The organism is Nonomuraea guangzhouensis, assembly GCF_019396345.1.
In the GTDB taxonomy this organism is placed as follows: domain Bacteria; phylum Actinomycetota; class Actinomycetes; order Streptosporangiales; family Streptosporangiaceae; genus Nonomuraea; species Nonomuraea guangzhouensis.
Genome location: NZ_JAHKRM010000004.1, coordinates 307,337 through 334,152 on the forward strand (window position 1 = coordinate 307,337; position 26,816 = coordinate 334,152).

Here is a 26,816-nt window from a genome sequence, read left to right on the forward strand (position 1 = left end):
TTCAGGCGCTCTCCTCCAGCTCGGCCAGCTTGGCGGCGAGCGCGACCCGGGAGCCGATGCCGAGCTTGGTGTAGATCTTGCCGATGTGGTACTCGACGGTCTTGACGCTGATCAGCAGTTCCCGGGCGATCTGCCGGTTGGTCAGGCCGCTGGAGACGAGCCTGGCCGTGCTGTACTCCTGGGGCGTCAGTCCCAGCCGTACGGTGCCCGGCGGTTCCAGGCCACACGCCTCCAGCTCCTGCGCGCAGGCGGCCACGAGCGGGCGGGCGCCCAGCCGGGCGAAGATGGCCTCGGCGGCCCGCAGCCGGGCGGCGGCGGCCCTGCGCCTTCCGGTACGCCGCTGTAACCGGCCCAGGTCCAGCAGGACGCGGGCCTCCTCCAACGGGCAGGCGGCGCCCTCCAGGAGGCCCAGGGCGGCGGTGAAGCTCTCCTCGGCCCGCGCTGGAACGTTCCTGGCCGCCAAGACCAGCCCGGTGAGCCTGGCCCGCCGGGCCCGCGCCCGCGCGCCGTCGCCGGGCAGCACGGCCAGCTCGGTCTCGGCCTCTTCCAGGCGTCCCTCCGCGACGAGGGTCTCGATGAGCTGCGGCCGGTGGTCGGGTACGAACGGGTCGTCGGCGCCCGCCGGCGCGGCTCCGGCGCCGAGCAGCGCCAGCGCCAGGTCCGCCTGGGTCTCGCCCATCACGTTGCGCTGGCAGCGGGCGACGGCTCTGGCGGCGGTGGCGTGGGCGAGGGCCCGTTCGTGCTCGCCCAGCGCGGCCAGCGGCGCGACGCAGGCGACGTGCAGGGTGGGCAGCAGCCAGCGCTGGCCGAGCCCCTCCGCCTCGGCCAGCGCCCGCTCCGCCCCCGTCAGCGCGTCCTCCCAGCGCCCGTCGCCGTGCTCGGCCACGGCGAGCAGCGCGCTGCCGACCAGGCGGTGGTGCGGCAGCCCCGCCTCATCCCGCGCCGCCACGACCCTGGCCAGCACCTCGGCCGCCGCCCCGGCCTCACCCTCCCGCAGCATCCGGACGGCCGCCGGGATGCCCTCTCGCGCGGCCCGGCGGCCCTCCGCGTCGAGGGTGGCTGTGCTCAGGGCCAGCACGTCGTACGGGCGGGCGGTCGTGCTCTTGATCGGCTGCTCGGCCGCCAGGCGGGCCCAGGTCGCCGCGGCGGCGGGATCTCCCTTGACCAGGTGCAACCAGGCGAGCTGCTCGGCCGTGTCGGCGGCGAAGCAGGGCGAGCGATCCCGCCACGCCCCCGCGAGCAGCTCGGCGGCCTCGTCGAGCCGCCCGGCGGCCAGCGCGAGCCGGCCCAGGATGTAGCGGCGCACGGGCCGCGGGTCGGTGTTGCGGACGGCGGCCAGCTCGGCCGCGCGGACGACGTCGCCGCCCAGCAGCAGGTGCTTCAGCGCGGCGGTACGCAGCTCGTCACGCCGGGACGCGGACTCGCAGAGCCCGGCGGCCAGCGTCAGGTGGGCGGCGGCGTCGAGCCAGAGGCCGTGCTGGGCCTCCTTGGCCGCGTACCTGGTCAGCTCCTCGGCCAGCGGCTGGTCGGGCCCGCCCGCCGCCGCGGCGCGGTGGCGCAGTGCCGTACCGGTGGGCTCGACGACCCGGGCGGCGGCCAGGTGCAGCCGCGCGCGGACGCCCGCGCCGAGCGAGCCGTAGACGGTGGCCGCGGCCAGCGGGTCGGGGAAGGCGACGAAGCGTCCGGGGAGCTCGTCGAGCAGCCCGGCGTCAACCGCCTCTTCGAGCGCGGTCAGCGGCTCGCCCGCGACCGCGGCCACTGAAGCGACCACGTGCAGGGGGAGCGGCTCGCCGGCGACCGCGGCCACCGAAGCGACCACGTGCAGCGGGTTGGGCTCGCCGAGCACGGCGCAGGCGGCGACGAGCGCGCGCGTCTCCGCGCCGCACGCGCGGAGACGGCGGGTGAAGGACCGGGCGTAACCCTCGGGAGCGGGCAGCCGGGCCCCGGGATCGGCCAGCGTCGTCGGCGCGAGGGTGGCGAGCAGCTCGCGGGCGTACAGCGGATTGCCCGACGTGTGCTCGCGCAGCCGCCTGGCGGCACGCTCGCTCAACGGGTCCGGGGTCAGGCCGGCCAGTTCCGCGGCGGACAAGCCGCCGAGGACGAGCCGGAGCCTGCCATCGCCGGTCAGCAGCCGCCGCAGCCCCTCCGGCAGCCACGGGTCTGCGGTGCTGCGGCAGATGACCACCACGAGCACTCGGCCGGCCCGCAGGCGGCGCAGCAGGTAGCCGAGCGCCCGCAGCGACGCCCTGTCGGCCCACTGGACGTCGTCGACCAGGACAACGACGGGCCCGTCAGCCTGCAGGCGGCCGACCGCCTCGCACAGGGCCTCCCCGACGGACCACAGCTCCCGCGCCGCGGCGCTCCTGGTGGCCGCGCCCTCCTGACCGGCGCCCCTCGATCTCACTCCAGAGCCCCCCGATCCGGGGCCGGCGCTCCCTGATCCGCCTCTCCCCAGCCCGGCCCTCCCCAGGCCTGTGCCGCCCGGTCCGCGGCCCCTCAGGTCGGTCCCAAGTCGGGCGCCCAGCGGTCCGCCAGCCCCCAGCCCGATGCCGTCCAGGAGGGTCCTCCCGGGTCCGGCGCCCAGCGGTCCGCCGCTCCCCTGTCCGGCACCGTCCGGGACGGTCCTCCCGGATCCGGCGCCCAGCGGACCACCAATCCCCTGTCCGGCGTCCAGGACGGACCGTGCCTGGTCGGCGAGCTGGCGGACGATCCCGTACCGCAGGTGCCGCTCGGCCTCGTCCCCGCTGACCGCCAGCACCCGTACGTTCGCCTCCCCGTCGAGTGCCTGGCGGATCAGCGCCGTCTTCCCGATGCCCTCGGGCCCCTCGATGACCATCCGCCGCACGGCGCCGTTACCCGCGGCACGCAATTCCCCGCGCACCAGGGCGAGCTCCGTTGCTCTCCCGACGAACATCCCCTCTCCCTCCGTCGCCCCTCGACTTCCCAGAGCGCGCACGGAGGGTCCTGATACACCTCTTTCACCGCAAACGTGCAGCGAAGGGGCGGTAACCGTTTTCCCTTTCGAAGGATCAGCCGTCAGACGATCACGAGTTCGCGGGAGGTGAGGTTCAGCCGCTCACCACCGGTCTCCGTGCACACCACGATGTCCTCGATGCGCGCCCCATGCCGTTCGGGCAGGTAGATGCCCGGCTCGACGGAGAAGGCGAAGCCCGGCTCCATCGGCTCGGCGTTGCCGGACACGATGTACGGCTCCTCGTGCGTCTCCACGCCGATCCCGTGCCCGGTGCGGTGGATGAAGTAGTCGCCGTAACCCGCCGCGGCGATCAGGTCGCGGGCCGCCGCGTCGATCGACTCGCACGGCACGCCCGGCCGTACGGCGGCGCAGGCGGCGTCCTGGGCGCGGCGCAGCACCTCGTAGTACTCGGCGAAGTCGGCCGGCGGGGCCCCGACGGAGTACGTACGCGTGGAGTCGGAGCAGTAGCCGTTGTGCAGTTGCCCGCCGATGTCGACCACCACCGGCTCCCCCGCCTGGATCGCCCGGTCCGACACGTCATGGTGCGGGCTGGCGGCGTTGGGCCCCGAGGCGACGATGACGAAGTCGACCATCTCGTGCCCGGCGGCCAGGATCGCCTCGGCGATGTCCCGGCCGACCTCACGCTCGGTCCGCCCGGCCCGCAGGAACTCCGGCACCCGCCGGTGCACCGAGTCGATGGCCTGCCCCGCCTCGCGCAGCGCCGCCACCTCGGCCGGCGACTTGCGCATCCGCAGCTCGCGCAGCACGCTGCCGGCCAGCACCTGCTCGGTCTCCGGCATGACCTCGCGGAAGCGCAGCGACGACATCGCCCACATCCGGTCGGCCAGCCCGACCTTGGCCACCCGGCCGAGCCGAGCGGATGCGATGCCGTAGGGGTCGTCGGTCTCGTCCCACGCCACGAAGTCCAGTCCGAGCCGCGAGGCGGGCGACGCCTGCGCGGCGGGCAGCTCCAGCCGGGGCACCATCAGGAACGGCTCGCCGGAAGCCGGCACCACCAGGCAGGTCAGCCGTTCGAGCGGCTTGGCGTCGTAGCCGCTCACATAGCGCAGGTCCGGGCCCGGCGTGAGCAGGAGGGCGTCGAGGCCGGATTTCGCGGTGGCCTCCTGCACGGCGGCCAGGCGGGACACGGGATACAAGTCTGAGGACGTCACAGGCACAATCTACTCGGACCGCTCCTCCTAAAATCCGCGAAAAGCTCTCACAACGCGGCAAGCCGTGGCTACACTCCGCAGATGGACGATCACGTATTGTGGTGTCAATTGTCCGGTTCCACCGCGTTTCGAGAGTGAGACTCATGGTCGACGTCTGGGGCAGCCACCAGCGCCGCCCGATGAGTGCGGCCGAACTGGTCCGGCGCCTCGCGCAGCAGCCCGCGACCGAGCGCGACGCCGAGCTGCTCGCCACCCGGCTGGCGCACGCCGAGCGGCTGGGCAACATGGGCTGGGCCGAATGGAACCTCCACACCGGGGCGGCCACCTGGTCCGACCACGTCTACCTGATCTTCGGGCGGGACCGGGACGACGGGCCGATCCACCTGCCCGACCTGGCCAAGCACGTCGAGCCCGGCGACCACGGCGCGCTCGACCAGCTCCTGTGGAGCGTCGTGCAGGGTGAGGAGCCGGTGCAGGCCGAGTTCCGCATCCGGCGCGGCGCCGAGCTGCGTAACCTGCGCGTCGTGCTGGAGCCGCTGATGACGCCCGGCGGGCCCGAGGGCGTGCACGGAGTGGTCCAGGACATCACCGGCCGCCGCCGCGCCGAGCGCATCATGTCGGAGTCACGCCGCCAGCTCCTGGAGGCCCGGGAGAAGGCGGCCGAGGAGCGCCACGTGATGCTGGCGCTGCGCGAGGCGATCCTGCCCGAGCCGGTCGGCTGCCTCGACCTGCCGTGCACCCGGATCGCGGTCCGCTACGTACCGGCCGAGAAGACGGCGAACCTGGGCGGCGACTGGTTCGAGGCCGCCGCGCTGCCCGACGGCCGGATGCTGCTGGCGATCGGCGACGTCTCCGGCCACGGCCTGCCCGCCATCGCGCACATGGCGCAGCTCCGCCACGCCCTCATCGGCCTGACGATGACCGGCGAGCCCCCGAACCGCCTGCTGGCCTGGCTGAACGAGCTGGTCATGCACCGGCTGCGGGAGACCACGGCGACCGCGATCATCGGCCACCTCGACCCCGCGAGCCGGGTCTTCACCTGGGGCCAGGCGGGCAACCTGGCGCCGATCCTGGTCCGCGACGGCGTGGCGGGCCCGCTGAGCGTGCCGAAGGGCGTCCTGCTCGGCGCCACCGGCGACCAGCCGTACGGCCTGACCAGTACGGCGCTGCGCGAGGGGGACGTGCTGCTGCTGTTCACCGACGGGCTGGTGGAGCGGCGCACCCGCGACATCGACGAGGGCCTGGCGCTGGCCACGGCGGCCGCCTGCGAGCTGCCGGGCCACGACCTCGACGCCGGGCTGGACCGGCTGCTGACCGGCATCGGCGGCCCCAACCCAGAAGACGACGCCTGCCTCCTCGCCGTGGGGCTGGGAGTGGGCGGCCGACCTGCGGGAGTGCGACCATAGGCGGGTGCTGATGCTTCTCGACACCCCGTCGCTGTACTTCCGCGCCTTCTACGGCATCCCGGAGTCGATCACCGCGCCCGACGGTTCGCCGGTGAACGCGGTGCGCGGCCTCATCGACATGATCGCCACCCTGGTGCGCCACCACTCCCCCACCGAGCTGGTCGCCACGATGGACGCCGACTGGCGCCCCGCCTTCCGGGTGGCCGCCATCCCGACGTACAAGGCGCACCGCGTCGCCCACGGCGACACCGAGGAGGTGCCCGCGACGCTGGTGCCGCAGATCCCGGTCATCGAGCAGGTGCTCGACGCGCTCGGCATCGCCCGGCTGGAGTCGCCCGGATACGAGGCCGACGACGTGATCGGGACGCTGACCCACCGCGCCGGCGGGGCGGTCGACATCGTGACGGGCGACCGCGACCTGTTCCAGCTGGTCGACGACGCCCGCCCGGTGCGCGTCCTCTACACCGTGCGGGGCATCCGCAACCTGCAGACGGTCGACGAGGCGTTCGTGGCGGACAAGTACGGCATTCCCGGCCGCGCCTATGCCGACTTCGCCACCCTGCGCGGCGACCCCAGCGACGGCCTGCCGGGCGTGGCGGGCGTCGGGGAGAAGACGGCGGCCTCGCTCATCACCCGGTTCGGCTCGCTCGGCGCGCTGCTGGAGGCCCTCGACGCGGGCGCCACGGACGGCTTCCCCGCGGGCAGCCGCACCAAGCTGGCCGCCGCCCGCGACTACCTGCGGGTCGCCCCCGCCGTGGTGGAGGTGGCCTCGGACGCGCCGCTGCCCGACGCCGACCTGACGCTGCCGGGCAAGCCCCGCGACCCCGAGGCCCTCGTACGGCTGGCCGACCAGTACGGCCTCGACAGCCCGCTCAACCGCCTGCTGGAGGCGCTCGGCCAGAGATGACCCCGGCCAGCGCGCCGCGACGCCCGCGCATCGGGCCGGCGGGGCTGTGGCGATAGGTTGACCCGGTGACGAACATCCGGGTCCCCAGTGACGTCCCCGCCCGCCTCGACGACGGGTTCGAGCGCATCCGGCGGGAGCAGCGGCTGCCCGGCGAGTTCCCGAGAGCCGTGCTCGACGAGGCCGACTGGGTGGCGTCGGTGCCCAGGTTCGGCGGCAGGGACCTGACGGAGCTGCCGTTCGTCACCATCGACCCGCTCGGCTCGATGGACCTCGACCAGGCCCTCCACCTGGAGCGGCTGCGCGGCGGCTACCGCGTCTGGTACGCGATCGCCGATGTCGGCGCGTTCGTACGGCCCGGCGGCGCGATCGACGCCGAGGCCCGCACCCGGGGCGAGACCGTCTACATGCCCCTGGACAAGGTGCCGCTGCACCCGAAGGTCATCTCGGAGGACGCGGCCAGCCTGCTGCCCGGCGTGACCCGCCCGGCCGCGGTGTGGCGGATCGACCTCGACGCGGAGGGCCGCACGGTCGGCGCCGACGTCCAGCGGGGCCTGGTACGCAGCCGCGAACGGCTCGACTACGACTACGTGCAGGCCGCGGTCGACACCGGCACCGCCGGCGGCACGCTCGCCCTGCTGGCCGAGGTCGGCAGGCTGCGGCTGGAGCTCGAACGCGAGCGCGGCGGCGTCACCCTGCCCACCCCCGAGCAGGAGGTGGTGCCGGACGGCGGCGGCTACCGGCTCGAATACCGGGTGCCGCTGCCCGCCGAGGCGTGGAACGCGCAGATCTCCCTGCTCACCGGCATGGCGGCGGCCTCGATGATGCTCGACGCGGAGATCGGCGTGCTGCGCGTGCTGCCGCCGCCGCGCTCCGGCGACCTGGCCAAGGTACGCCGGGTGGCCGACGCGCTGGGCGTCCCGTGGCCGGGCGGCGCCTCCTACGGCGACGTGGTCCACGACCTGGATCCGAAGAACCCGCAGCAGGCGGCGTTCCTGCACGAGTCGAAGGTGCTGCTGCGCGGCGCCGGCTACGTGGCGTTCAACGGGGAGCCGCCGAAGCTGGCCGAGCACGTCGCGGTGGCCGCGCCCTACGCGCACGTCACGGCGCCGCTGCGGCGCCTGGTCGACCGGTACGCGACGGAGGTCTGCCTGGCGGTCGCCGCGGGCGAGCCGGTGCCGCAGGACGTGGAGGAGGCGCTGGCGGGCCTGCCGGACATCATGTCCGCGACCGGCCGCCGGGCGGGGGCGGTGGAGCGCGCCTGCGTCGACCTGGTGGAGGCGTTCCTGCTGCGCGACCGCGTCGGCCAGGCGTTCGACGCGATGGTGATCGACACCGACGAGCACCGCGAGGGCGGCCAGGTCCAGCTCGCCGACCCGGCGGTGATCGCCCGCTGCGACGGCCCGCTCCCCCTGGGCGAGCAGGTCTCGGTACGCCTGACCCAGGCCGACCCGGCCACCCGGGAAGTACGTTTCACCCTGGCGTGAACATGAAGGAGCCGCGCGCGGAGATCCCGCACGCGGCTCCTCGCGGTTGCGGCTACCGCTTCAGCGGCTTCCAGCCCGCCCCCAGCCCCATCAGGTGCAGCGCGACGCAGAGCAGTCCGGCGGTGCCGAGCGTGGTGGCCGTGAGCACGCCGCCCACGGCCACGTTGGCGATCTCGAAGATCAGCGCGAGCAGGAACAGAAGTGCGGCGACGAGAGCGAACATGGCGTCCTCCGGCTCGGGGAAAAACCTGCTTCGACCTGGGGATTACCGCCCCGAAACACCCCGAAACTGACCACAAAGTGACGTTACGTATACAGTCGACTACATCCCCTTGACCGGACGGTCAGTCGGCCTGATCAGGACAGGGACGAATACGCGACAACCCCCCGCCGCATGGCGTCCATGGCCTTACCGGCGGTCTGCTTGACCTTGCTCCCCTGCGGCGCGGCGTTGCCCAGCTGGCCGAGCAGGTCCATCAACTGCTTCACCCAGCGGACGAAGTCGCCGGCCGCCAGCTCGTTGCCGTTGATGCCGTCCATGAGCACCGCGTCGAGGCTGTGCCCCTTGGTCCAGCGGAAGGCCGCCCACGCGAACCCCAGGTCGGGCTCGCGGATCGTGGACAGCCCGTGGTCGGACTCGATGCCCTCCAGCTCACCCCAGAGCCGCATCATGGCCGTCAGCGCGTCCTGCGCCCGCCCGGCGGGGATCTTGGGGCGGCGGGCGTCGTCGGCGTTACGCGACTCGAAGACCAGCGCCGACACGCACGCCGCCAGCTCCGCCGGGTCGAGCTGCTCCCACAGCCCGCTGCGCAGGCACTCGGCGGTGAGCAGGTCGAGCTCGGTGTAGAGGCGGCCCAGGCGGCGGCCCTCGTCGGTGACGGCCTCATCGTGCAGGTAGCCGAGCTGCTCCAGCACCGAGCAGATCCGGTCGAAGGTGCGGGAGATGACGTGCGAGCGGCCCTCGACGCGGCGCCGCAGCCCCTCGGTCTCGCGCTGCAGCTTGTAGTAGCGCTCGGCCCAGCGGGCGTGGTCCTCCCGCTCGTCGCAGCCGTGGCACGCGTGCTGGCGGATGCGCCGGCGCAGCTCGTTGATCTCCTCGTCCTCGACGGTGTGGTCGCGGGCCCGGGCAGGCTTGCCCAGATCGCGGTCGCCGATCTTGGCGAGCAGCGTGGAGACGAGGTTGGCGCGCTCCTTCGGCGAGCGGCCGTTGAAGTTCTTCGGGATGCGCAGCTTCTCGATCGGCTCGACCGGGACGGGGAAGTCGGCCGGGTCGAGCTTCTTGACCTGCTTGCCGATCGTCAGCACCAGCGGGCTGGGACCGTGACCGCGCGGGTTGCGGCCCGGGTCGAGCACGATCGCCAGACCGGCCCGGCGCCCGCCCGGCACCCGGATGACGTCGCCGGGCTGCAGCGCCTCCAGTGACTTGACGGCCGCGGCCCGGCGCGCGGCGCCGCGCTGCTTGGACAGCTCGGCCTCGCGGTCGGACAGGCGGCGGCGCAGCGCCGCGTATTCGGGGAAGTCGCCCAGGTGGCAGGTCATCGCCTCCTTGTAGCCCTCCAGCGCCTCCTCGTGCTTGCGCAGCTGCTTGGCCAGCCCGACGACCGCCCGGTCGGCCTGGAACTGCGCGAACGACTCCTCCAGCAGCGTGCGGGCGCGCTCGCGGCCGAACTGGCCGACCAGGTTGACAGCCATGTTGTACGAGGGCTGAAAGCTGGAACGCAGCGGGTAGGTGCGGGTGCCCGCCAGCCCGGCGACCGACAGCGGATCCATGCCGGGCTGCCAGAGCACCACGGCGTGGCCTTCGACGTCGATGCCGCGCCGCCCGGCCCGGCCGGTGAGCTGGGTGTATTCGCCGGGGGTGAGGTCGGCGTGCGTCTCGCCGTTCCACTTGTCGAGCTTCTCGATGACCACGCTGCGGGCGGGCATGTTGATGCCGAGCGCCAGCGTCTCGGTGGCGAACACCGCCTTGACCAGCCCGCGGGTGAACAGCTCCTCGACGACCTCCTTGAAGGCCGGCAGCATGCCCGCGTGGTGGGCGGCCAGGCCGCGCTCCAGGCAGTCGCGCCACTCCAGGTAGCCGAGCACGGACAGGTCCTCGTCGGGCAGGTGCGCGGTGCGCTCGTCGACGAGCTGCCTGATCTCGTGCCGCTCCCGCTCGTCGGTGAGCCGGATGCCGGCATGCAGGCACTGCATGACGGCCGCGTCGCAGCCGGCGCGGGAGAAGATGAACGTGATCGCGGGCAGCAGCGCCTCGGAGTCGAGCTTCTCGATCACCTGGGCGCGGTCCGGTGGGCGGGAACGCTGCGGCCGGCCGTAGCCCCGCCGGCCGCGACCGGCGGTCAGCCGTTCGGTGTCGCGGGTGACCCGCATCAGCGTGGGGTTGATGCGCGGCGTCAGATCGTCGGTCATGAACAGGTCGTAGATGCGGTTGCCGATCATCAGGTGCTGCCACAGCGGCACCGGCCGGTGCTCGTCGACGATGACCGTGGTGTCGCCGCGTACCTCGCCCAGCCACTCGCCGAACTCCTCGGCGTTGCTGACCGTCGCCGACAGCGCCGCCAGCCGGACCGACTCCGGCAGGTGGATGATCACCTCTTCCCAGACCGCGCCGCGAAAGCGGTCGGCCAGGTAATGCACCTCGTCCATGACGACGTAGCCCAGCCCGGCCAGCGTGGCCGAGCCGGCGTAGAGCATGTTGCGCAGCACCTCGGTGGTCATGACCACGATCGGGGCGTCGCCGTTGACGCTGTTGTCGCCGGTCAGCAGCCCGACCTTGGCCGTGCCGTAGCGCTTGACCAGGTCGTTGTACTTCTGGTTGGACAGCGCCTTGATCGGGGTGGTGTAGAAGCACTTGCGCCCCTGCTCCAGGGCCAGGTGGACGGCGAATTCGCCGACGACCGTCTTGCCTGACCCGGTGGGTGCCGCCACCAGCACCCCGTCGCCTGCTTCCAGCGCGCGGCAGCCGTCGATCTGGAAGTCGTCGAGCTCGAAGTCATAGTGACCTCGGAACGATGAGAGGGCGACTCCGTCGTCCCCGTACTTCTCGCGGAAAGCCGCGTACCGTTCCGCTGGACTCGTCATAACCGTCACCTTACCGAAATCGCCATTCCGGTCCGTCCCGGCTAGCCCGCCAGATAGTCGCCGAGGCCGCCGCGGAGCAGGTCGAAACCGGTGTCGGCGGCGGCGAGCGCGTCGGGGTATGCCTCGTCGGCGCTCTGCCCGTGGTAGATGCGGCGGCTGTTCTGCACCTGAAGGGTGCGCAGCAGGGAGTAGAGCTGCCCGGCGGCGAACGGCGCGCGGGGGTCACCGGGCCGCTCCAGCTCGATGGCCTCGGTCATCTTGGCCTCGGCCGCGACGTGGAACAGCAGCAGCCTGGCCGCCAGCGAGGGGGTCTTCCTGAACAGGTGCAGCTGCTCGAGGTAGGCCGGGCTGTCGTCGAGCCCGGTCTCCGGGGCGTGCCGGGCCAGCCGCTCCACGAACTCGCGGTGCGCCCCGTCGACCAGCGACTCACCCGGCCGCCGGCCGCTCACGAGCTGCGCGATGTCGCTGTAGCTCTCGCCCATCACGTCGAGGACGATGTCCTCCTTGGTGGGGAAATAGTTGAAGACGGTCATCTTGGAGACACCCGCCTGTTCGGCGATCTCCAGGACCGACACCTCGGCGAATCCGCGCTCGGTGAACAGCCGCATCGCGGTGTCGTGGATCGTCCGCCGGGTCTCCCGCTTCTTGCGCTCCCGCAGGCCTTCTTCCACGCGCCCATCCTATCGGAGTTGACCGGGTCGAATTTTTGACCCAGTCTATAAATATGACCGAAGCGCAGAAACGGATCGCCATGGTGGGCGTGCTGCTCACGCTGATCCTGGCCGTCCTGGACCAGAACATCGTCTCGACCGCGTCCTGGTCGATCGTCCGCGAGCTCGACCCCGTCCACGGCCTGGAGCGGCTGCCGTGGCTGATCACCGCCTACTCCCTGGCGGCCACCGCCGCCCTGCCCCTCTACGGCAAGCTGTGCGACGTCTACGGCGCCAAGCACGTCTACCTGGGCGCCGTGGGCCTGTTCCTGACCGGGTCCGCGCTGTGCGGGGTGGCTCAGGACATGGGTCAGCTGGTCGCCTTCCGCGCGGTGCAGGGGCTCGGCGGCGGCGGCCTGATGAGCGTCACGATGGTCGTCGCCGCCCACCTGTTCCCGCCCCAGAAGCGGGCCTCGGCGGGCGGCGCGGGCGGCCTCATCGCCGGGCTCGGCCTGGTGGCGGGCCCGCTCCTGGGCGGCGTGTTCACCGACCACGTCACCTGGCGCTGGATCTTCTACCTCAACCTGCCGGTCGGCCTGTTCGTGCTGGTGTCGGCCGCGGTCGTGATCAGGCTCGGCGACGGCGGGCTGCGGCACCGCATCGACTACCTGGGGGCGGGGCTGATCGCGACGGCGGCCTGCCTGATGCTGCTGGTCGTCGAGTGGGGCGGCAAGACCTACGCCTGGGACTCCACCACGATGCTGTCGCTCATCGCCCTGGACATCGTGCTGTTCGCGATGTTCGCCTGGCGCCAGCTCACCGCGGCGGAGCCGATCCTGCCCTTCTCGATGTTCCGTGACCCCACGCTCAGGATCGCCCTGCCGCTGCAGCTCCTGACCGCCCTCGGCATGGCGGGCGGCATCTTCTACACGATCGTCTACCTGCAGGCCGCGGTCGGCGTCAAAGCCACGGACGCGGGGCTGTACCTCATCCCGATGGCGATCGGCATGGTCGCGTCCGGCACGATCTCGGGCTCGCTCATCGGGCGCGGGCGCGGCACCAAGCCGTTCCTGGTCGCGGGTATGGCCTGCGTGACGGTCGCCATGGTGCTGCTGAGCCGTCTGGAGGCGGCCACGTCCGCCTGGACGCTCCGCTTCGACCTGTTCGTGATGGGCGTCGGGTTCGGCATGGTGCTCGGCGTCGTCGTCCTGCTGGTGCAGAACGCGGCACCGCCCTCCCAGCTCGGCGTGGCCACCACGTCGATCCGCTTCGCCCAGGTGCTCGGCTCGGCGCTGGGCACGGTCATGTTCGGCATCCTGCTGAACCGGGCCACCGCGTCGCACCTGCCGCCGAACTTCCGGGCCGGGAGCCTGGCCGGGGCGCTGCGGCCCGAGGTGCGCGAGCAGGCGGTCGGCGCACTGGTGTCGGGCGTACAGGTGGTGTTCCTGTCGGCGGCGGGCGTGATGGCCGCCGCCCTGGTGCTCGCCCTCTTCCTCAGGACCAGCTCCGCGCTGCCCGCCGACCCGCCCGCCCCGCAACGCGTCAAAGTCTGACCACCCTGTACGACCCGCGCGCCTTTACGTTGTAGATCTCAAGCGATGACCCGCAGCGCCCCCGGCTGGATCTCGCACGTGACGGGGACCGGCCCGATCCGCTCACCGTCGGCGTAGGCCACCACGTCGGGCGCCTCCAGCACCACCCGCCGCACCCGCCTGACCGACACGGCCTCGTGAGCGACGTGCACCCCCCGGTAGACGCTCGGGAACACCCGGACGAACTCGGCCTTGGACAAGGCCGAAAGGATCATCACGTCGAGCAGCCCGTCGTCGGGCTGGGCATCGGGACAGACCCGCATCCCGGCGCCGTAGGAGGAGGTGTTGCCCACCGCGACCAGCATCGCCTCCCGCTCGATCGGCTCATCGTCGTCGAGCGTGATGCGGAAGGGGATGGGCCGGAACCGCCGCAACTCCTGGAAGGTGGCCAGCAGGTACTTGGCCATCCCCGGCGGCCAGCTGAGCCCGTTGGCCCGCTCGTTCACCCGGGAGTCGAACCCGCAGCACACCACCCCGGCGAACACCTCGTCCGCCTGCCCGGCCTGGATGCGGGCGGCGTCGACCAGGCGGGACCTGCCGCGCAGCACCACGCGGGCCGCCGCCATCGGGTCCTTGCGCGGCACGCCCAGGGCGGTGGCGATGTCGTTGCCGGTCCCCGCGGGGATGATGCCGAGCGGCACGTCCGTCCCGACGACCGCCTGCACGGCCAGGTGGACCAGGCCATCACCGCCGAAGGCCACCAGCGCGTCGGGGCGCTCGGCCACGGCGGCGCAGGCCCGCTCCAACGCGTCGGGCGCGCTGTCACCGACGATCACCGACACGTCGGCCCCGCCCGCGCGCAGGCGACGGGCCACGGGTCCGAGCAGACGCACCGCACGGCCGCCGCGGGCGGCGGGGTTGACGAGCAGGACGAGTTGAGGGGACACGCCCGGAACTTATCGCCTATCGCTCCGAATCGGAATCCTGTTCCAGGGGTGACGCCTCGTCGTCGGACAGGTGGGAGAAGTCCTCGCCGGCGGGCATGCGCCGCTCGCGTACGTACATGAACAGCTCGGCCGCCGCGAACAGGATGATCATCGGTGCGGCAAGGGCCATCATCGCGAACGGATCGCCACCCGGCGTGATGACGGCGCCGAACACGAACATGAGGAAGATGACCATGCGCCGGTGCTTGGCCACCGTGGCGTGCGACAGCACCCCGAGCACGTTGAGGAAGACCAGGAAGAGCGGCAGCTCGAACGAGATCCCGAAGATGGCGATCATGATCAGGACGTAGTCGAGATAGTCGTCGATCCCGATGGTGGCGACCGTGTCGTCGAGCGAGAAGCCCAGCAGGAAGCCCAGGCTGGTGTGCATGATGACGTAGGCCAGCACCGCGCCCAGGGCGAACAGCGGGATCGCCAGGGCCAGGAACACCACCGTGTAGCGCTTCTCGTTGCGATAGAGCGCGGGCGTGACGAACGCCCAGATCTGGTAGAGCCAGACCGGCGACGCCAGCACCAGGCCGATCATCGCCGACACCTTCAGCGTGATGAAGAACGACTGGAAGATGCCGCTGTAGGTCAGGCTGCAATGGCCCTGAACGAGCTGCTGCGACTGAACGGTGTCACAGTAGGGCGCCTTCAGGATCGCCCACACCGGGTCGAAGAAGATCCAGCCGATGACGATGCCGACGACCACCGCGATCGTGGCCACGAGCAGCCGGTTACGCAGCTCCCGCAAGTGGTCCATGAGCGGCATGCGGCCCTCGGGATCGTGGGCCGAACCTTCTCCGCTCGACTTCTTGAGCAACGCCATCTAGCAGTCCCAGGAGTGCGAGGAGGGTCAGGGTCAGACTTTCTTGTCGGCGCTGGCGCGCAGCTTGGCCGCCTGCTCCTCCAACTGGCGGGCCTGCTCCTCCACCGAAGGCGCGGGCGCGGCCTGGAGGGGCTGCGCGGGCGCGGGCTGCGGCTGGGCGGGCGTCTGCGTCACCGTCTCGACCGTGGCCGGCCGGTCGTCGTAGTCGTCTTCGCGCAGCTTGGCCGTCTCCGACTTGAAGATGCGCATCGACCTGCCGAGGCCCCTGGCCATCTCCGGCAGCTTCTTGGCACCGAACAGCAGGACGAGCACGCCGGCAATGATCAGAAGCTCAGTCGGTCCGAGGTTTCCCATGAAACGTCCTTTTTGAACGAGTGCTGTTTCAGCCACGATCGTACGCTGCCGGGGGGTTGGTCTCATCCCCCCGGTGCCTCAATCTGGCCTGCCGCGGCTCGAGCTGGGCCCGCGCCCCGGCTACTTCTCTGTTCAGAGTACGCGCGGCGGAGAGAAGTCGTACACCCGCGATCGCCAGCGCGGCCAGCCCGGCGACGCCGAGCCCGGCCGCCACGATGATCCAGGTCATGAACGGTGAGCGTAGCGGCTCAGGGCGCGTTCGGCCTCTTCCCGCACCCGGTCGGCCAGCGCGGTCGGTGAGACCACCCGGCCGGTGTCGCCCAGGCGCAGCGCCAGTTTGAGCAGCCAGTCCTCGTCGCGGGCCCGCAGCGCCACCCGCAGCCGCCCCTCGCCCAGCTCGGTGACCTGCTCGCACGGGTAGTACTCGGCCACCCAGCGGCCGGCGGCGGTCACCTCAAGCTCGACCAGCTCATCGGTGGGCGAGGGCCGGAACACGCCCTGCGCGACGTCGATCGGCTCGGCCTCGGCGGGCGGGTCGGCGGCCACGTCGAGCACCTCGACACCGAGCATCCGGTCGAGCCGGAACAGCCGCATCGCCTCGGCCCGGTAGCACCAGCACTCCAGGTAGGTACGGCCGTCGACGACGACCAGCCGCATCGGGTCGACCTCGCGCGGCGTCACCTCGTCGCGGCCCGGCACGTAGTAGCGCAGCGACAGACGCCGCCGGCTGGTCAGCCCCTCGCGCACGCGCAGCAGCGCGTCGGGGGTGGCGTCGACGTCGACCGCGACCTGGCTGCTGACGGCCGCCGCGCCCTCCCCCGCGGCCCGCTCCAGCTTGGCGACCACCCGGGGCAGCGCGTCGCCGGGCACCTCGGCCAGCTCCGGCATGGCGCCGAGCATGCGCAGCGCGACCAGCAGCGCGCTGGCCTCGTCGATGCCGAGCCGCAGCGGCCTGGCGATGGTGTCGGCGTTGTCGATGAGGATCTCGCCGCCGTCCCACGACACGTCGATCAGGTCGCCGGGCGTGTGTCCCGGCAACCCGCACATCCACACCAGCTGCAGGTCGTCGATGAGCTGCTTCTCGCTCAGCCCGAACACCTCGGCCACCTCGCCGAGCTGCGCGCCCGGGTGCGACATCAGGTAGGGCACCAGCGCGAGCAGCCTCGGCAGCCGGTCGGCGGATCCACTCACGCCAGTGCTCCCTTCAGACGGCGGATGACGGCCTCGCGGGCGTCCGGCGGGTCGACCACCTCGACGTCGGCGCCCAGGCTGGCCATCCAGCCGGCCAGTCGTTCGGGGTCGGTGAAGCCCAGCTCGGCCTCGTCCCACCCGTCGGAGCCCGTGCGTACGACCCTGGACAGCTGCCGCAGCCCCTCGCAGGCGCCCTGCCGTACGCGGATGACGGCCACGCGCTCCTCGACCGGCTCCTCGGGGAAGCCGACCATGGCCCGCAGGTCGACGCCGGGCGGCACCTCGATCGAGCCCGGCCGGCCGACGGTGACGACCTGACCGGTGATGCGGCTGAGCCGGAAGGCGCGCGGCGCGTCCCGGCCGCGGTCGAACCCGGCGAGGTACCAGCGGCCGCGACGGCTGACCACGCCCCATGGCTCGACCGTGCGGCTGCGGACGTTCTCGCTGCCGGCGCCGCGGTAGTCGAAGCGCACCAGGCGCCGGTCGCGCACCGCGTCCCACAGCGCGGGGAAGGCCGGGTCGCGGGTGTCGAGGCGCAGCTCCAGCGCTCCGGCGCCGATGGTCTCGTCGGTGGCCACGCCGCCCGCGCGCAGCTTGAGCAGCGCGCCGGAGGCGGCCTCGGCCAGGCTGGCCCGCTGCCACACCTGCGCGGCCAGGCCGAGCACGGCGGCCTCGTCGGCCTCCAGGGTGATCTCCGGCAGCTCGTAGGACTGGCGCTCGATGCGGTAGCCGGGCTCGTCCTCCCACGGGTCGCGCACCACGTCGATGGGGATGCCGATCTCGCGCAGCTCGTTCTTGTCGCGCTCGAACATCCGCTGGAACGCCTCGTCACCCTCACGGTCGTAGCCGGGGACGGCCTGGCGGATCTGCTCGGCCGACAAAGGACGGCGCGTGGCGAGCAGGCAGATCACCAGGTTCAGCAATCGCTCGGTCTTGCGGCGCGACATCTGCCTCACTCCTCCTTCAACGACGCTACCCTGCCCGAGTGATCAGATGGCGCAAGGGCGAGGTCGTGCGGATCCGGCGCGAGTGGCCGGGAGCGATGGAACTGGATGTCGCCGTCTCCGGAGGGGACCACCAGCCGGGCGCGGAGCCTGGCGGGACATACCGGGCTCTGGCCTATCCGCCCCTGGTGGGCCGTCCGGAACCCGGCGACGAGGTCCTGCTCAACACGACGGCACTCGCGATGGGTCTCGGTACGGGAGGTTACGCCATGGTGGTGGCAGTCCCGAACCGTTTACCGGAAGATCCGCGGGGACCCGGGCACCTGGTGAAGGCCCGTTACACGCCGTTGCAGGCCACCGTGCTCGGCGCCGACGAGCAGGACTCGCCCTTCCACGAGGTCCTGCGCGAGGCCGACTCGATCGACGGCATGCCGGTGGTGGTCGCCGACCTGCACTCGGCCCTGCCGCCGATCCTGTGCGGCCTGTACGAGGCGCGGGCGGGCGTACGGGTCGCCTACGTGATGCAGGACGGGGGCGCGCTGCCCGCCTGGTTCTCCATGGCCGCCGCGAAACTGCGGGAGATCGGCTGGCTGACCGGGGTGGTGACGGTGGGCCAGGCGTTCGGCGGCGACGTCGAGGCGGTGACCGTCCACACCGGGCTGCTGGCCGCCAGGCACGTGCTGGAGGCCGACGTGGCGATCGTCGCGCAGGGGCCCGGCAACCTCGGCACGGGGACCCGGTGGGGATTCTCGGGCGTCTCGGCGGGGGAGGCGATCAACGCCGCCTCGGTGCTGCGCGGCCGCCCGGTGGCGACGCTGCGGGTGAGCGAGGGCGACCTGCGCGAGCGGCACCTCGGCGTCTCGCACCACTCGCTGACCGCCTACGGCCGCGTCGCGCTGGCTCCGGCGCGGGTGGCCGTGCCGCTGCTGCCCGGGGAGCTGGGCGAGCGGGTCAGGGACCAGGCCGAGCTGCTCGCCGTCCGGCACGAGCTGGTGCCGGTGCCGGTCGACGGCCTGCACGAGGCGCTGCGCGCCTCGCCGGTCAAGCTCTCGACGATGGGCCGGTCCCTGGAGGAGGACCTGGCCTACTTCGTGGCATCGGCCGCGGCGGGCAGGTGCGCGGCCTCGCTGCTGTCGTAGGAGTCCTTGAACGTGAACGCCTCAGGGCTGGGTCCCACGGCCTTGAGGCGTTCCAGGCGCTCCATGCCCTCGGCGAGGCTCGGGATGTAGCCCTCCGGGATCCACCACATCACCATGTACGGCTCGGCCATCCGCAGGAACCACTCCCTGCGGCGGCGCAGCACGCCCAGATGGGCGCTGCGGTAGGCGTAGTTCCACAGCGAGTCGAGCGACTCCCACACCGAGAAGTTGAGCAGCAGGTGGTCGCCGTACTTGTGCGTGAGGGTCGCGGTGGGGTCCTCGTCGTTCTCCTTCATCCGCCAGACGAATCCGGGGTACTCGTCGGCGACGGTGTTGATGGGCTCCAGCTCGGCGACGAATTCCGCGAGTTCAGGGCTGTCGATCGGGGCGCGCAGATGGGCGATGTTGAGCTCGGCGAGATGCATGAGGCTCAGCACACCACCCTTCCCCGCTCTATGTCAATCTTCATTTGTTTTAGAAAGTGTCACGCAGCACTCCCCCGGCCGCGGATCCAGCGCGGCCCGCCCGGGATCGTCGCCGAGTCCTTCGAGCATCCCCTGACAGAGGGCCAGGTTCATGGAGCACACGAGCAGCGGCTGTTCGCGGCTCAGCACGTGGAAGGGGCAGTTACGCATCCGCAGCGTGCCGCCCTCGGCGTAGGGCTCATACCCCCGCTCACGCAGCACCGCCTCGACGGGCTCGTGCCGCCCCCGCCCCAGCCGCTCCCCTGCCGTCCGCGCCGCCTTCTCGGCCAGTTCCTCGGCGCCGAGGGCGTCGACGACCTCGGCCAGCACGGAGGCGAGCGCCCCGTAGTCGCGCGGCGGCAGGTTCACCGACCGGTCCCTGACGGCCCGGCGGTAGGTCTTCGCGGGGCGCCCGCTGCCGGGCCCCTTCTTGTCCTGCTGCCTGAAAGCGCTCTCCAGCAGCCCGGCGTCGACGAGCTTGTCCAGGTGGTGCCCGGCGAGCGTCCTGGACACCCCGGCGATCTCGGCGGCCTCTCCCCTGCCCAGGTCGCCGCCGCAGGCCGCCACGGCCTCGTACAGGCTGCGCCGCACCGGGTCGTGCAGCAGCGCCAGGGCCTCGAGGTCGTCATCGCTCACAGCGGGAGTCTAGGCGTCCGTCACCGCGCCGGGCCGCACCCCCTAGGCTTCTGCGCGTGAGCGAAACCTCCCCCCTCCTCGCCGCCTACGACCGCACCCGGTTGCGCATCCCCGAGGACACCGCCGACGGGCTCGTCTACGAGATGGACGGCCCCGTGCTGCGCGTCACCGGCATGTTCCGGGGCTTCGTCGAGGGGCCGCCCGTGCTCGGCGTCGACGGCGCCGAGCTGGACGCGCTGATCGTCCGCCAGCGCGAGCACTTCGCGGCCCGCGGCGAGGCCGTGGAGTGGAAGACCCGGGCCCATGACCGGCCCGCCGACCTGGCCGATCGGCTCGTACGCGCGGGTTTCACGCCGGAGGAGAGGGAGACGGTGCTCGTCGGCGTCGCCAAGGAGATGCTGGACGCGCCGCCCCTGGCCGACGGCGTGACCATCCGCCAGGTCACCGCCGACGCCGACCTGCGGGCGATCGCCGCCATGGAGTCCACCGTCTGGGGCGAGGACTGGAGCTGGCTGGGCGACGACCTGATCCGGCGGATCACGACCGACCCCGGCGGCATCGCCGTACTGGTGGCTGAGGCCGGCGGCCAGGTCGTCTCGGCCGCCTGGCTGGTGCACAAGCCGGGCACCGGGTTCGCCGGGCTCTGGGGCGGCTCGACGCTGCCGGAGTGGCGGGGCCGTGGCATCTATCGCGCCCTGGTCGCCCGCCGCGCCCAGCTCGCCGTGGCGGCCGGGGTCGACCATCTCCAGGTGGACGCCTCGGACGACAGCCGGCCGATCCTGCGGCGCCTGGGCTTCCACGCGGTGACCACGACCACCCCGTACGTCTGGACGCCCTGAACGCTCTGATCAGTAGGCGGCCAGGACGTCCACCACGAAGACGAGCGTGTCGGCGCCGCGGATGCCGAAGGCGGGCTGGCCCGTGGGCCCGTAACCGTAGGCGGGCGGGACGATCATCAGCACCCGGCTGCCGACCGGGACGCCCACCAGCGCCCGGTCCCAGCCCTTGATCACGCTGCCGTCGCCGATCGTGAACGCCTTCGGCCGCCCGGTGCTCCAGGTGGCGTCGAAGATCCGGCGCTGCCCCCAGATCGCCCCCTCGTACTGGGTGACCAGCAGTTGCCCCGCGTGCGTCCGTCGGCCCGTCCCCTTGGCCAGCACCTTGGTGGCGAACCTGCGCGGCGGCGCGGTCGCGGGCACCGCGAGCCCCGGCCGGGCGGCGCCGGTGACCCGCACGCCCGCCAGCGATCCGCCCCGCGCCTTGATCGAGGCGTTCTTCGGGTGCGTGCCGAGGATGTCGATCACGTAGAACAGGTCGTCACCGGAGGCGACGCCCTGCGGCGGGTTGGCGCCGAAGCCGTCGGCGGGCGGGATGGCGGCGATCACCCTGCTGCCCACCCGGCGGCCCTGCAGCGCCCGGTCCAGGCCGGGGATCAGCTTGCCGACCGGGAAGGCGGCCGGGGCGCCGCGGTTGAAGCTGGAGTCGACGAGCCGGTTCTCCCCGCCGTCCCAGACGTGCGCGGTGTACTGGACGATCGCCACGTCGTCCTTGCCCAGCAGCGCGCCCTTGCCCGCCGCGAGCTGGTCGACCTGCAGCCCGGCTGACGGCTTGCCGGCCGGGAAGACGATCGTGGGCTTGGCGCCGAACCTGCCCCCCACCTTCAGCTCCGGATCGCCCGTCTCGGTGCCGGTGCAGGCCGTCAGCAGCGCCAGCGGTAGCAGCAGCGCGACGGTGCGACGGCGCATCGAACCCCTCCCCAAGCGGGCGGCCCGGCGACGACGTCGTCACCGGGCCCCGAGATGCTACCGCTTTGTCCGACTAAGCATCAGTAAGCCGACAGAACGTCCACCACGAACACCAGCGTGCTGTTGGCCGGGATGCCGTTCTGCTCCTGCGCGCCGTAACCGAGGTCCGGCGGGATGCTCATCACGACCCGGCTGCCGACCGGAACCCCGGCCAGGCCCTTCTGCCAGCCCTGGATCACGTTCGCGAGCGGGAACGAGGCCGGCTCGCCCTTGGTCCAGCTGGAGTCGAACTCCTTGTCGGTGCCCCAGATCTTGCCCGTGTAGTGGGCGACCACCGTCTGGCCCGCCTGGACCTTCGCCCCGGTGCCCTGGATCACGGTCTTGACCACGAGCTCCTTGGACGGCTTGTCCTTGGTCTTGGTGGTCAGCGTAGGCGCCTTCTCGCCGCCCGGGTTGACGACCTTGACACCCTTGATGCTCTCGCCGACCTCCTTGCCGGTGGCCGCCTTCAGCGCGGCGGGCGGCGCCCCGACCACGTCGACGACGAACACCTTCGTCGGCTGCGCCGCCTGGCCCTGCTGCTGCTGAGCGGCGTCGGCGGCCATCACGGCCAGCACCCGGCCGCCGTGCTTGACCTTGGTGAAGCCCTCCTGCAGCACCTGCGGCAGCTGCTGGTCGACCGCGATGGTCTCCGGCGCCTTGGAGTCGTAGGAAGAGCCTTGGAAAGCGTTCTGCTTGCCGTCCCAGTTGTAGACGGTCAGGTTGACGATGATCTTGTCACCGCTCTTCACCTGCGGACCCGTGCCGGGGGTCAGCACCTCGTAGGAGGACTTGGTGGCAGGCGTGCCGGCGGGGAAGGTCACCGTGGGCTTGGCGCCCACATTGCCGGTGACCTTCACCTTGCCCGGCGCGCTGCTCGCGGTGGCGGCGGCTCCGTTGGCACCCGAGTCGGAGCCGCCGCACGCGGCGGCGAAGAAGATCAAAGGCACGGCGGCCAGAGCGGCCAGAGCGCGGCGCATGGATTTCCCTCGGAAAGACGTCAGATTCGCGTCACCCTATCCGACATCCAAGTAGGGCCGGGGTAAACCAAGCGCTACATTCCGGCGATGAGCTTGTCCACTCGTTCGTCCACACTGCGGAACGGGTCCTTGCACAGCACCGTGCGCTGCGCTTGATCGTTCAGCTTGAGATGCACCCAGTCGACGGTGAAGTCGCGCCGCTTCTCCTGCGCCTTCCGGATGAACTCACCCCGCAGCCGCGCCCTGGTCGTCTGCGGCGGCACCGACTTGGCTTCGAAGATCTTCAGGTCGGACGCCACCCGCTCCACCGAGCCGCGCTTCTGCAGCAGGTAGAACAGGCCGCGCTTGCGGTGCACGTCGTGGTAGGCGAGGTCGAGCTGGGCCACCCTCGGCGAGGACAGCGGCAGGTCGTACTTCTTCCGGTAGCGCTCGATGAGCTGGTATTTCGTCACCCAGTCGATCTCGCGTGCCACCAGGTCGAGGTTGCCGGTCTCGACCGCGTGCAGCGTCCGCTCCCACAGCTCCAGCACCCGGCGCGCGATCGGGTCGCCGCCCCGCCGGTCGACGAAGTCCTTGGCCTTCGACAGGTATTCCTGCTGGATCTCCAGGCTGGACGCCTCACGGCCGTTGGCCAGGCGCACCCGGCGCCGCCCGGTCATGTCGTGGGAGACCTCGCGGATGGCCCTGATCGGGTTCTCCAGTGACAGGTCGCGCATCACCGTGCCCGCCTCGATCATGCGCAGCACCAGGTCGGTGGCGCCGACCTTGAGCAGCATCGTGGACTCGCTCATGTTGGAGTCGCCGACGATGACGTGCAGGCGGCGGAACCGCTCGGCGTCGGCGTGCGGCTCGTCGCGCGTGTTGATGATCGGCCTGGACCGGGTCGTCGCCGAGGAGACGCCCTCCCAGATGTGCTCGGCCCGCTGCGAGACGCAGTAGACCGCGCCGCGCGGCGTCTGCAGCACCTTGCCCGCGCCGCAGATGATCTGCCGGGTGACCAGGAACGGGATCAGGACGTCGGCCAGCCGGCCGAACTCGCCGTGCCTGCCGACCAGATAGTTCTCGTGACAGCCGTAGGAGTTGCCCGCGGAGTCGGTGTTGTTCTTGAAGAGATAGATGTCACCGGCGATGCCCTCTTCGCGCAGCCGCTTCTCGGCGTCGACGAGGAGTCCCTCGAGGATGCGTTCGCCGGCCTTGTCGTGGGTGACGAGTTCGATGACGTTGTCACACTCGGGTGTTGCGTATTCAGGATGGCTGCCCACGTCGAGGTACAGACGTGCGCCGTTGCGGAGGAAGACGTTGCTCGATCGGCCCCAGGACACGACCCGCCGGAACAGGTAGCGCGCGACCTCGTCGGGGGACAGCCTGCGCTGCCCCCTGAACGTGCAGGTCACGCCGTACTCGTTCTCCAGCCCGAAGATGCGACGATCCATCACCTCACACTATGCCCACGGATCGTCAAGCGGGAGAGATCTTCCCGGTGTTTCCCGCGTGCCCTCGCCAGATGACCGTCCCCCAGACGACCATCCCCAGGTCAACACCGCGCGCGCTTCCGGCCCCGCCCCGTCCGCGCTTCTGGTCCCCGTCCCGTGCGGGCAGGTCTTCGCCCGCCCACGCCCTGGTCCCGCGCCCTGGCTCCTTTTCTTTCTGTACGGCAAGCATGGGGCACCCCCACCCACCGCACAGGGCCGGGCCCTGTCCAGGGAAACGCTCCTCCGGTGATACGTGGCCGGGCACCGTGACGAGACGGCGGCCAAGCCATGAGCCGCAGGGGCGTCAGGCGGCGTCAGGGGGTGTAGATCTCCTGGACCTTGACGATCTCACCCTTGTAGACCGTGATCAGCGACGGGTGGGCGGCGCGCTTGTGCCGCTTGAGCAGGATGGACCGCGAGCAGCTCTTGTTGCCCAGAGCGTCCTTCTTGCCGACCGTGAGGTCGCCCTCGGCCACCTTGCAGCCGAACGCCGACAGGAACACCACGTTCTTGGCGATCCGCGATGAGTAGGCCGACACGACACCCTGGGGCGGAGTGACGAACTGCCCCTCCGTCATGGTGCCCTTCTTCCACTTGACCGGCGTGTACTCGGCGGTGCTGCCGCTGAGGTGCGTGATCAGGCCGCGCAGGATGCCGTCGTGCCGGGAGGAGATGTGCTTGGTGAAGTCGTGCTTCGGGTCGGGCTGGAAGGTCGTCCCGAAGACCTTGGGCGCCTTGAACTTGGGGATGTCCGTGGTGGCGGCGTTCGCGGCCGTACCGGCGGTCAGGACGACGGCTGCGGCGGCGGCGCCTGCCAGGAGGGTGCGCATTGGCTGGTTCATGCTCTCTTCGATACGAGATGCCGCTCGCCAGTTCGCCCAAATATGTGTGAACCAGGTCACACTGGCCCATGGCTTGTCACCGTCTCGTCACGGCGCCCAGCCCCGCATCACCGGAGGAGCGTTTCCCTGGACAGGGCCCAGCCCTGTGCGGTGGGTGGGGGTGCCCCATGCCTGCCGTACAAAAGAAAAAAGGCCCGGGCGGTCGAAGACCGCTTACCCGAGCAGGACGGGAACCAGACAACGCCACCAGCGCCCGAGCGGGACAGTAAGCGCACGTTGGGACCAGCACTCGGGCGAGCGATGACCGCCCGCCCGAGTGTCGAGCAGTTAGATAGACGTGCCGTCGTCGACGTCGCCCTCGGGGCCGGTCGGGGGCGGGGTGTCGGAGTCGTCGGCTTCGAGGGGCGAGCCGGCGGCGGGGCCCGGCGCGGCGGCCAGCAGGCGCTCCAGGCGTGGCCCCACCAGCCGCTGGAACTTGCGGTGCTCGCGGTTGCGGTCCAGCACCGCCACCTCCAGCTGCCCCACCGGCGGGCGCTCCCCACCGGGCTCCGTGAGGGCCGCCAGCGCCACCTCCAGCGCGTCGGCCAGCGGCATGCTCTCCCGGTAGCCCTCCTTCAGCCGCGTCCCCACCGCGTCCGCCTGGCCGCCCATGGCCGCGAAGCCGTGTTCGTCGAAGACGGAGCCGTCGAACGTCAGCCGGTAGATCGCGTCGCCGTCCGGCGCGTCGCCCACCTCGGCCACCACGACCTCCACCTCGAGCGACTTGATCGACTCGGTGAAGATGCGGCCCAGGTTGGACGCGTACAGGTTGGCCAGCCCGCGGCCGGTCACGTCGGAGCGGTCGTAGGTGTAGCCGTTGATGTCGGCGTAGCGGATGCCGCCCAGCCGGAGCTCCTCGAACTCGTTGTAGCGGCCCACCGCCGCGAACCCGATGCGGTCGTAGATCTCGCTGATCTTGTGCAGGGCTCGTGACGGGTTGGGGGCGACGAACAGGATGCCGTCCTCGTACTGCAGCACGACGACGCTGCGGCCCCGCGCGATGCCTTTGCGCGCGTAGTCGGCCTTGTCCCGCATGATCTGCTCAGGGGACGCATATCCAAAAGGCATGGACACGGATGGGGTCCTTTCTAGCGCAGCGGGGCGATGGGGCCGTCAGGGGAGATGAGGCGCGCTTCGAGCATCCGCTCGACGTAGGCGGTCACCTCTTCCTCCGGCAGCCGTCGGAAGCCGTCGGCGTCGATCACCGAGACGATCGGCCAGATCTTCCGCGTCACATCGGGACCGCCGGTGGCCGAATCGTCGTCCGCCGCGTCGTACAGCGCCTGGATCAGCGTCATCGCCATGTCGTCGGCCGACGCCCCGTCGCGGTAGAGCTTCTTCAGCGAACCCCGCGCGAAGATCGAACCCGAGCCGATCGCGTCGAACCGGTCACGCTCGTACGGACCGCCCGCCACGTCGTAGCTGAAGATCCGCCCACCGTCCCGATCGGCGTCGTAGGCGGCGAACAGCGGCACCACCACCAGCCCCTGCATCGCCATGCCGAGATTGCCGCGGATCATCGCCGCCAGCCGGTTGGCCTTGCCGTTGACCGATAGCGTGCGGCCTTCCAGCTTCTCGTAGTGCTCCAGCTCCACCCGGTAGAGCCGGGCCATCTCGATGCCCGTGCTGGCCGTGCCCGCGATGCCCATGCACGAGTAGTCGTCGGTCCGGAACACCTTCTCCACGTCACGCTGGGAGATGATGTTGCCGGACGTCGCCCGCCGGTCGCCCGCCATGACCACGCCGCCCGCGAACGTGGCGGCGACGATCGTCGTCGCGTGCGGAACCTGGTCGCCGATCGGCGTGGCCAGAATCTCACCACGCACCGGAAGCAGCCCCGGCGCGTGCGAACCGACGAACTCCGTGAACGAGGAACTCCCGGTGTTGTGGAAAAGCTGGTCCATCAAGCCGGTGGGCAGATCCATGTGCGATGCCACGCGACTCCCT

Annotated in this window: 25 protein-coding genes; 6 read left to right on the plus strand and 19 right to left on the minus strand. The window is 71.6% G+C overall.

Annotation, left to right across the window (positions count from 1 at the left end):
* Position 1: 1 nt before the first annotated feature.
* Positions 2 to 2,914, minus strand: a complete 2,913-nt coding sequence (locus tag KME78_RS09650) for a LuxR family transcriptional regulator (protein ID WP_219528452.1) — start codon at positions 2,912 to 2,914, stop codon at positions 2 to 4.
* 122 nt (positions 2,915 to 3,036) lie between these two features.
* The gene (locus tag KME78_RS09655) at positions 3,037 to 4,146 is read right to left on the minus strand and encodes a M24 family metallopeptidase (RefSeq protein ID WP_308126871.1); all 1,110 of its coding nucleotides are present in this window, start codon (positions 4,144 to 4,146) and stop codon (positions 3,037 to 3,039) included.
* 143 nt (positions 4,147 to 4,289) lie between these two features.
* Here KME78_RS09655 and KME78_RS09660 point away from each other — a divergent pair, with 143 nt between their 5' ends.
* The 3 genes from KME78_RS09660 (at position 4,290) to KME78_RS09670 (ending at position 7,943) form a co-directional block, all read left to right on the plus strand.
* Entirely contained in the window at positions 4,290 to 5,552 is a 1,263-nt protein-coding gene (locus KME78_RS09660; RefSeq protein ID WP_219528453.1) for a PP2C family protein-serine/threonine phosphatase, read from the plus strand.
* 10 nt (positions 5,553 to 5,562) lie between these two features.
* On the plus strand, positions 5,563 to 6,459 hold the full coding sequence (locus KME78_RS09665; protein ID WP_219528647.1) for a 5'-3' exonuclease: 897 nt from the start codon (positions 5,563 to 5,565) through the stop codon (positions 6,457 to 6,459).
* A 65-nt stretch (positions 6,460 to 6,524) separates the two neighbouring features.
* Entirely contained in the window at positions 6,525 to 7,943 is a 1,419-nt protein-coding gene (locus KME78_RS09670; RefSeq protein WP_219528454.1) for an RNB domain-containing ribonuclease, read from the plus strand.
* A gap of 52 nt (positions 7,944 to 7,995) precedes the next feature.
* Here KME78_RS09670 and KME78_RS09675 read toward each other — a convergent pair whose 3' ends face one another.
* From KME78_RS09675 to KME78_RS09685, 3 genes are all read right to left on the minus strand, one after another.
* The gene (locus KME78_RS09675; RefSeq protein ID WP_219528455.1) at positions 7,996 to 8,166 is read right to left on the minus strand and encodes a hypothetical protein; all 171 of its coding nucleotides are present in this window, start codon (positions 8,164 to 8,166) and stop codon (positions 7,996 to 7,998) included.
* Between the two features lie 134 nt (positions 8,167 to 8,300).
* Positions 8,301 to 11,024 carry a DEAD/DEAH box helicase gene (locus KME78_RS09680; RefSeq protein ID WP_219528456.1) on the minus strand — a complete coding sequence of 908 codons (2,724 nt, stop codon included), beginning with the start codon at positions 11,022 to 11,024 and terminating at the stop codon, positions 8,301 to 8,303.
* A 41-nt stretch (positions 11,025 to 11,065) separates the two neighbouring features.
* The gene (locus tag KME78_RS09685; RefSeq protein WP_219528457.1) at positions 11,066 to 11,695 is read right to left on the minus strand and encodes a TetR/AcrR family transcriptional regulator; all 630 of its coding nucleotides are present in this window, start codon (positions 11,693 to 11,695) and stop codon (positions 11,066 to 11,068) included.
* 53 nt (positions 11,696 to 11,748) lie between these two features.
* On the opposite strand from KME78_RS09685, the gene KME78_RS09690 reads away from it, so the two are divergent.
* Complete coding sequence (locus KME78_RS09690) at positions 11,749 to 13,227, plus strand: MFS transporter (protein ID WP_219528458.1); 1,479 nt, start codon at positions 11,749 to 11,751, stop codon at positions 13,225 to 13,227.
* A gap of 38 nt (positions 13,228 to 13,265) precedes the next feature.
* Here the strand turns inward: KME78_RS09690 and KME78_RS09695 are convergent, their stop codons facing one another.
* The 6 genes from KME78_RS09695 to KME78_RS09720 are packed head-to-tail and all read right to left on the minus strand — an operon-like array spanning position 13,266 to position 17,516.
* Positions 13,266 to 14,153 (minus strand): YegS/Rv2252/BmrU family lipid kinase, encoded by an 888-nt coding sequence (locus tag KME78_RS09695; protein ID WP_219528459.1) that lies wholly within the window; start codon positions 14,151 to 14,153, stop codon positions 13,266 to 13,268.
* 16 nt (positions 14,154 to 14,169) lie between these two features.
* A complete protein-coding gene (tatC, locus tag KME78_RS09700) occupies positions 14,170 to 15,024 on the minus strand; it encodes a twin-arginine translocase subunit TatC (RefSeq protein ID WP_219528460.1) in 855 nt (284 codons plus the stop codon).
* 33 nt (positions 15,025 to 15,057) lie between these two features.
* The gene (gene tatA / locus KME78_RS09705; RefSeq protein ID WP_219528461.1) at positions 15,058 to 15,378 is read right to left on the minus strand and encodes a Sec-independent protein translocase subunit TatA; all 321 of its coding nucleotides are present in this window, start codon (positions 15,376 to 15,378) and stop codon (positions 15,058 to 15,060) included.
* Positions 15,379 to 15,406: 28 nt separating this feature from the next.
* Positions 15,407 to 15,607 carry a hypothetical protein gene (locus tag KME78_RS09710; protein WP_219528462.1) on the minus strand — a complete coding sequence of 67 codons (201 nt, stop codon included), beginning with the start codon at positions 15,605 to 15,607 and terminating at the stop codon, positions 15,407 to 15,409.
* Positions 15,604 to 16,569, minus strand: a complete 966-nt coding sequence (locus KME78_RS09715) for a helix-turn-helix transcriptional regulator (RefSeq protein ID WP_219528463.1) — start codon at positions 16,567 to 16,569, stop codon at positions 15,604 to 15,606. Before KME78_RS09715 ends, KME78_RS09710 begins: the two co-directional genes overlap by 4 nt.
* Entirely contained in the window at positions 16,566 to 17,516 is a 951-nt protein-coding gene (locus KME78_RS09720; RefSeq protein WP_219528464.1) for a helix-turn-helix transcriptional regulator, read from the minus strand. Before KME78_RS09720 ends, KME78_RS09715 begins: the two co-directional genes overlap by 4 nt.
* A 95-nt stretch (positions 17,517 to 17,611) precedes the next feature.
* On the opposite strand from KME78_RS09720, the gene KME78_RS09725 reads away from it, so the two are divergent.
* Positions 17,612 to 18,652, plus strand: coding sequence for a DUF3866 family protein (locus KME78_RS09725; protein WP_246650861.1), 1,041 nt, complete (start codon positions 17,612 to 17,614; stop codon positions 18,650 to 18,652).
* On the opposite strand, the gene KME78_RS09730 is transcribed toward KME78_RS09725, so the two are convergent.
* Positions 18,598 to 19,077 (minus strand): DUF3291 domain-containing protein, encoded by a 480-nt coding sequence (locus KME78_RS09730; RefSeq protein WP_219528466.1) that lies wholly within the window; start codon positions 19,075 to 19,077, stop codon positions 18,598 to 18,600. The genes KME78_RS09725 and KME78_RS09730 overlap by 55 nt on opposite strands.
* A gap of 33 nt (positions 19,078 to 19,110) precedes the next feature.
* A complete protein-coding gene (locus KME78_RS09735; protein WP_219528467.1) occupies positions 19,111 to 19,752 on the minus strand; it encodes a helix-turn-helix transcriptional regulator in 642 nt (213 codons plus the stop codon).
* A gap of 56 nt (positions 19,753 to 19,808) precedes the next feature.
* On the opposite strand from KME78_RS09735, the gene KME78_RS09740 reads away from it, so the two are divergent.
* Positions 19,809 to 20,591, plus strand: a complete 783-nt coding sequence (locus tag KME78_RS09740; RefSeq protein ID WP_308126872.1) for a GNAT family N-acetyltransferase — start codon at positions 19,809 to 19,811, stop codon at positions 20,589 to 20,591.
* 9 nt (positions 20,592 to 20,600) lie between these two features.
* Here KME78_RS09740 and KME78_RS09745 read toward each other — a convergent pair whose 3' ends face one another.
* From KME78_RS09745 to prcB, 6 genes are all read right to left on the minus strand, one after another.
* The gene (locus KME78_RS09745; RefSeq protein WP_219528468.1) at positions 20,601 to 21,497 is read right to left on the minus strand and encodes an FKBP-type peptidyl-prolyl cis-trans isomerase; all 897 of its coding nucleotides are present in this window, start codon (positions 21,495 to 21,497) and stop codon (positions 20,601 to 20,603) included.
* Between the two features lie 80 nt (positions 21,498 to 21,577).
* Positions 21,578 to 22,516 (minus strand): FKBP-type peptidyl-prolyl cis-trans isomerase, encoded by a 939-nt coding sequence (locus KME78_RS09750; RefSeq protein ID WP_219528469.1) that lies wholly within the window; start codon positions 22,514 to 22,516, stop codon positions 21,578 to 21,580.
* A 74-nt stretch (positions 22,517 to 22,590) separates the two neighbouring features.
* Positions 22,591 to 23,949, minus strand: a complete 1,359-nt coding sequence (gene pafA / locus KME78_RS09755; protein ID WP_219528470.1) for a Pup--protein ligase — start codon at positions 23,947 to 23,949, stop codon at positions 22,591 to 22,593.
* A 353-nt stretch (positions 23,950 to 24,302) separates the two neighbouring features.
* Entirely contained in the window at positions 24,303 to 24,830 is a 528-nt protein-coding gene (locus tag KME78_RS09760) for a hypothetical protein (RefSeq protein ID WP_246650771.1), read from the minus strand.
* 327 nt (positions 24,831 to 25,157) lie between these two features.
* Positions 25,158 to 25,937: a proteasome subunit alpha gene (gene prcA / locus KME78_RS09765; RefSeq protein WP_219528650.1), complete on the minus strand. Its 780-nt coding sequence runs from the start codon at positions 25,935 to 25,937 to the stop codon at positions 25,158 to 25,160.
* Positions 25,938 to 25,957: 20 nt separating this feature from the next.
* Positions 25,958 to 26,806, minus strand: coding sequence for a proteasome subunit beta (gene prcB / locus KME78_RS09770; RefSeq protein ID WP_308126873.1), 849 nt, complete (start codon positions 26,804 to 26,806; stop codon positions 25,958 to 25,960).
* Between the last annotated feature and the right edge of the window lie 10 nt (positions 26,807 to 26,816).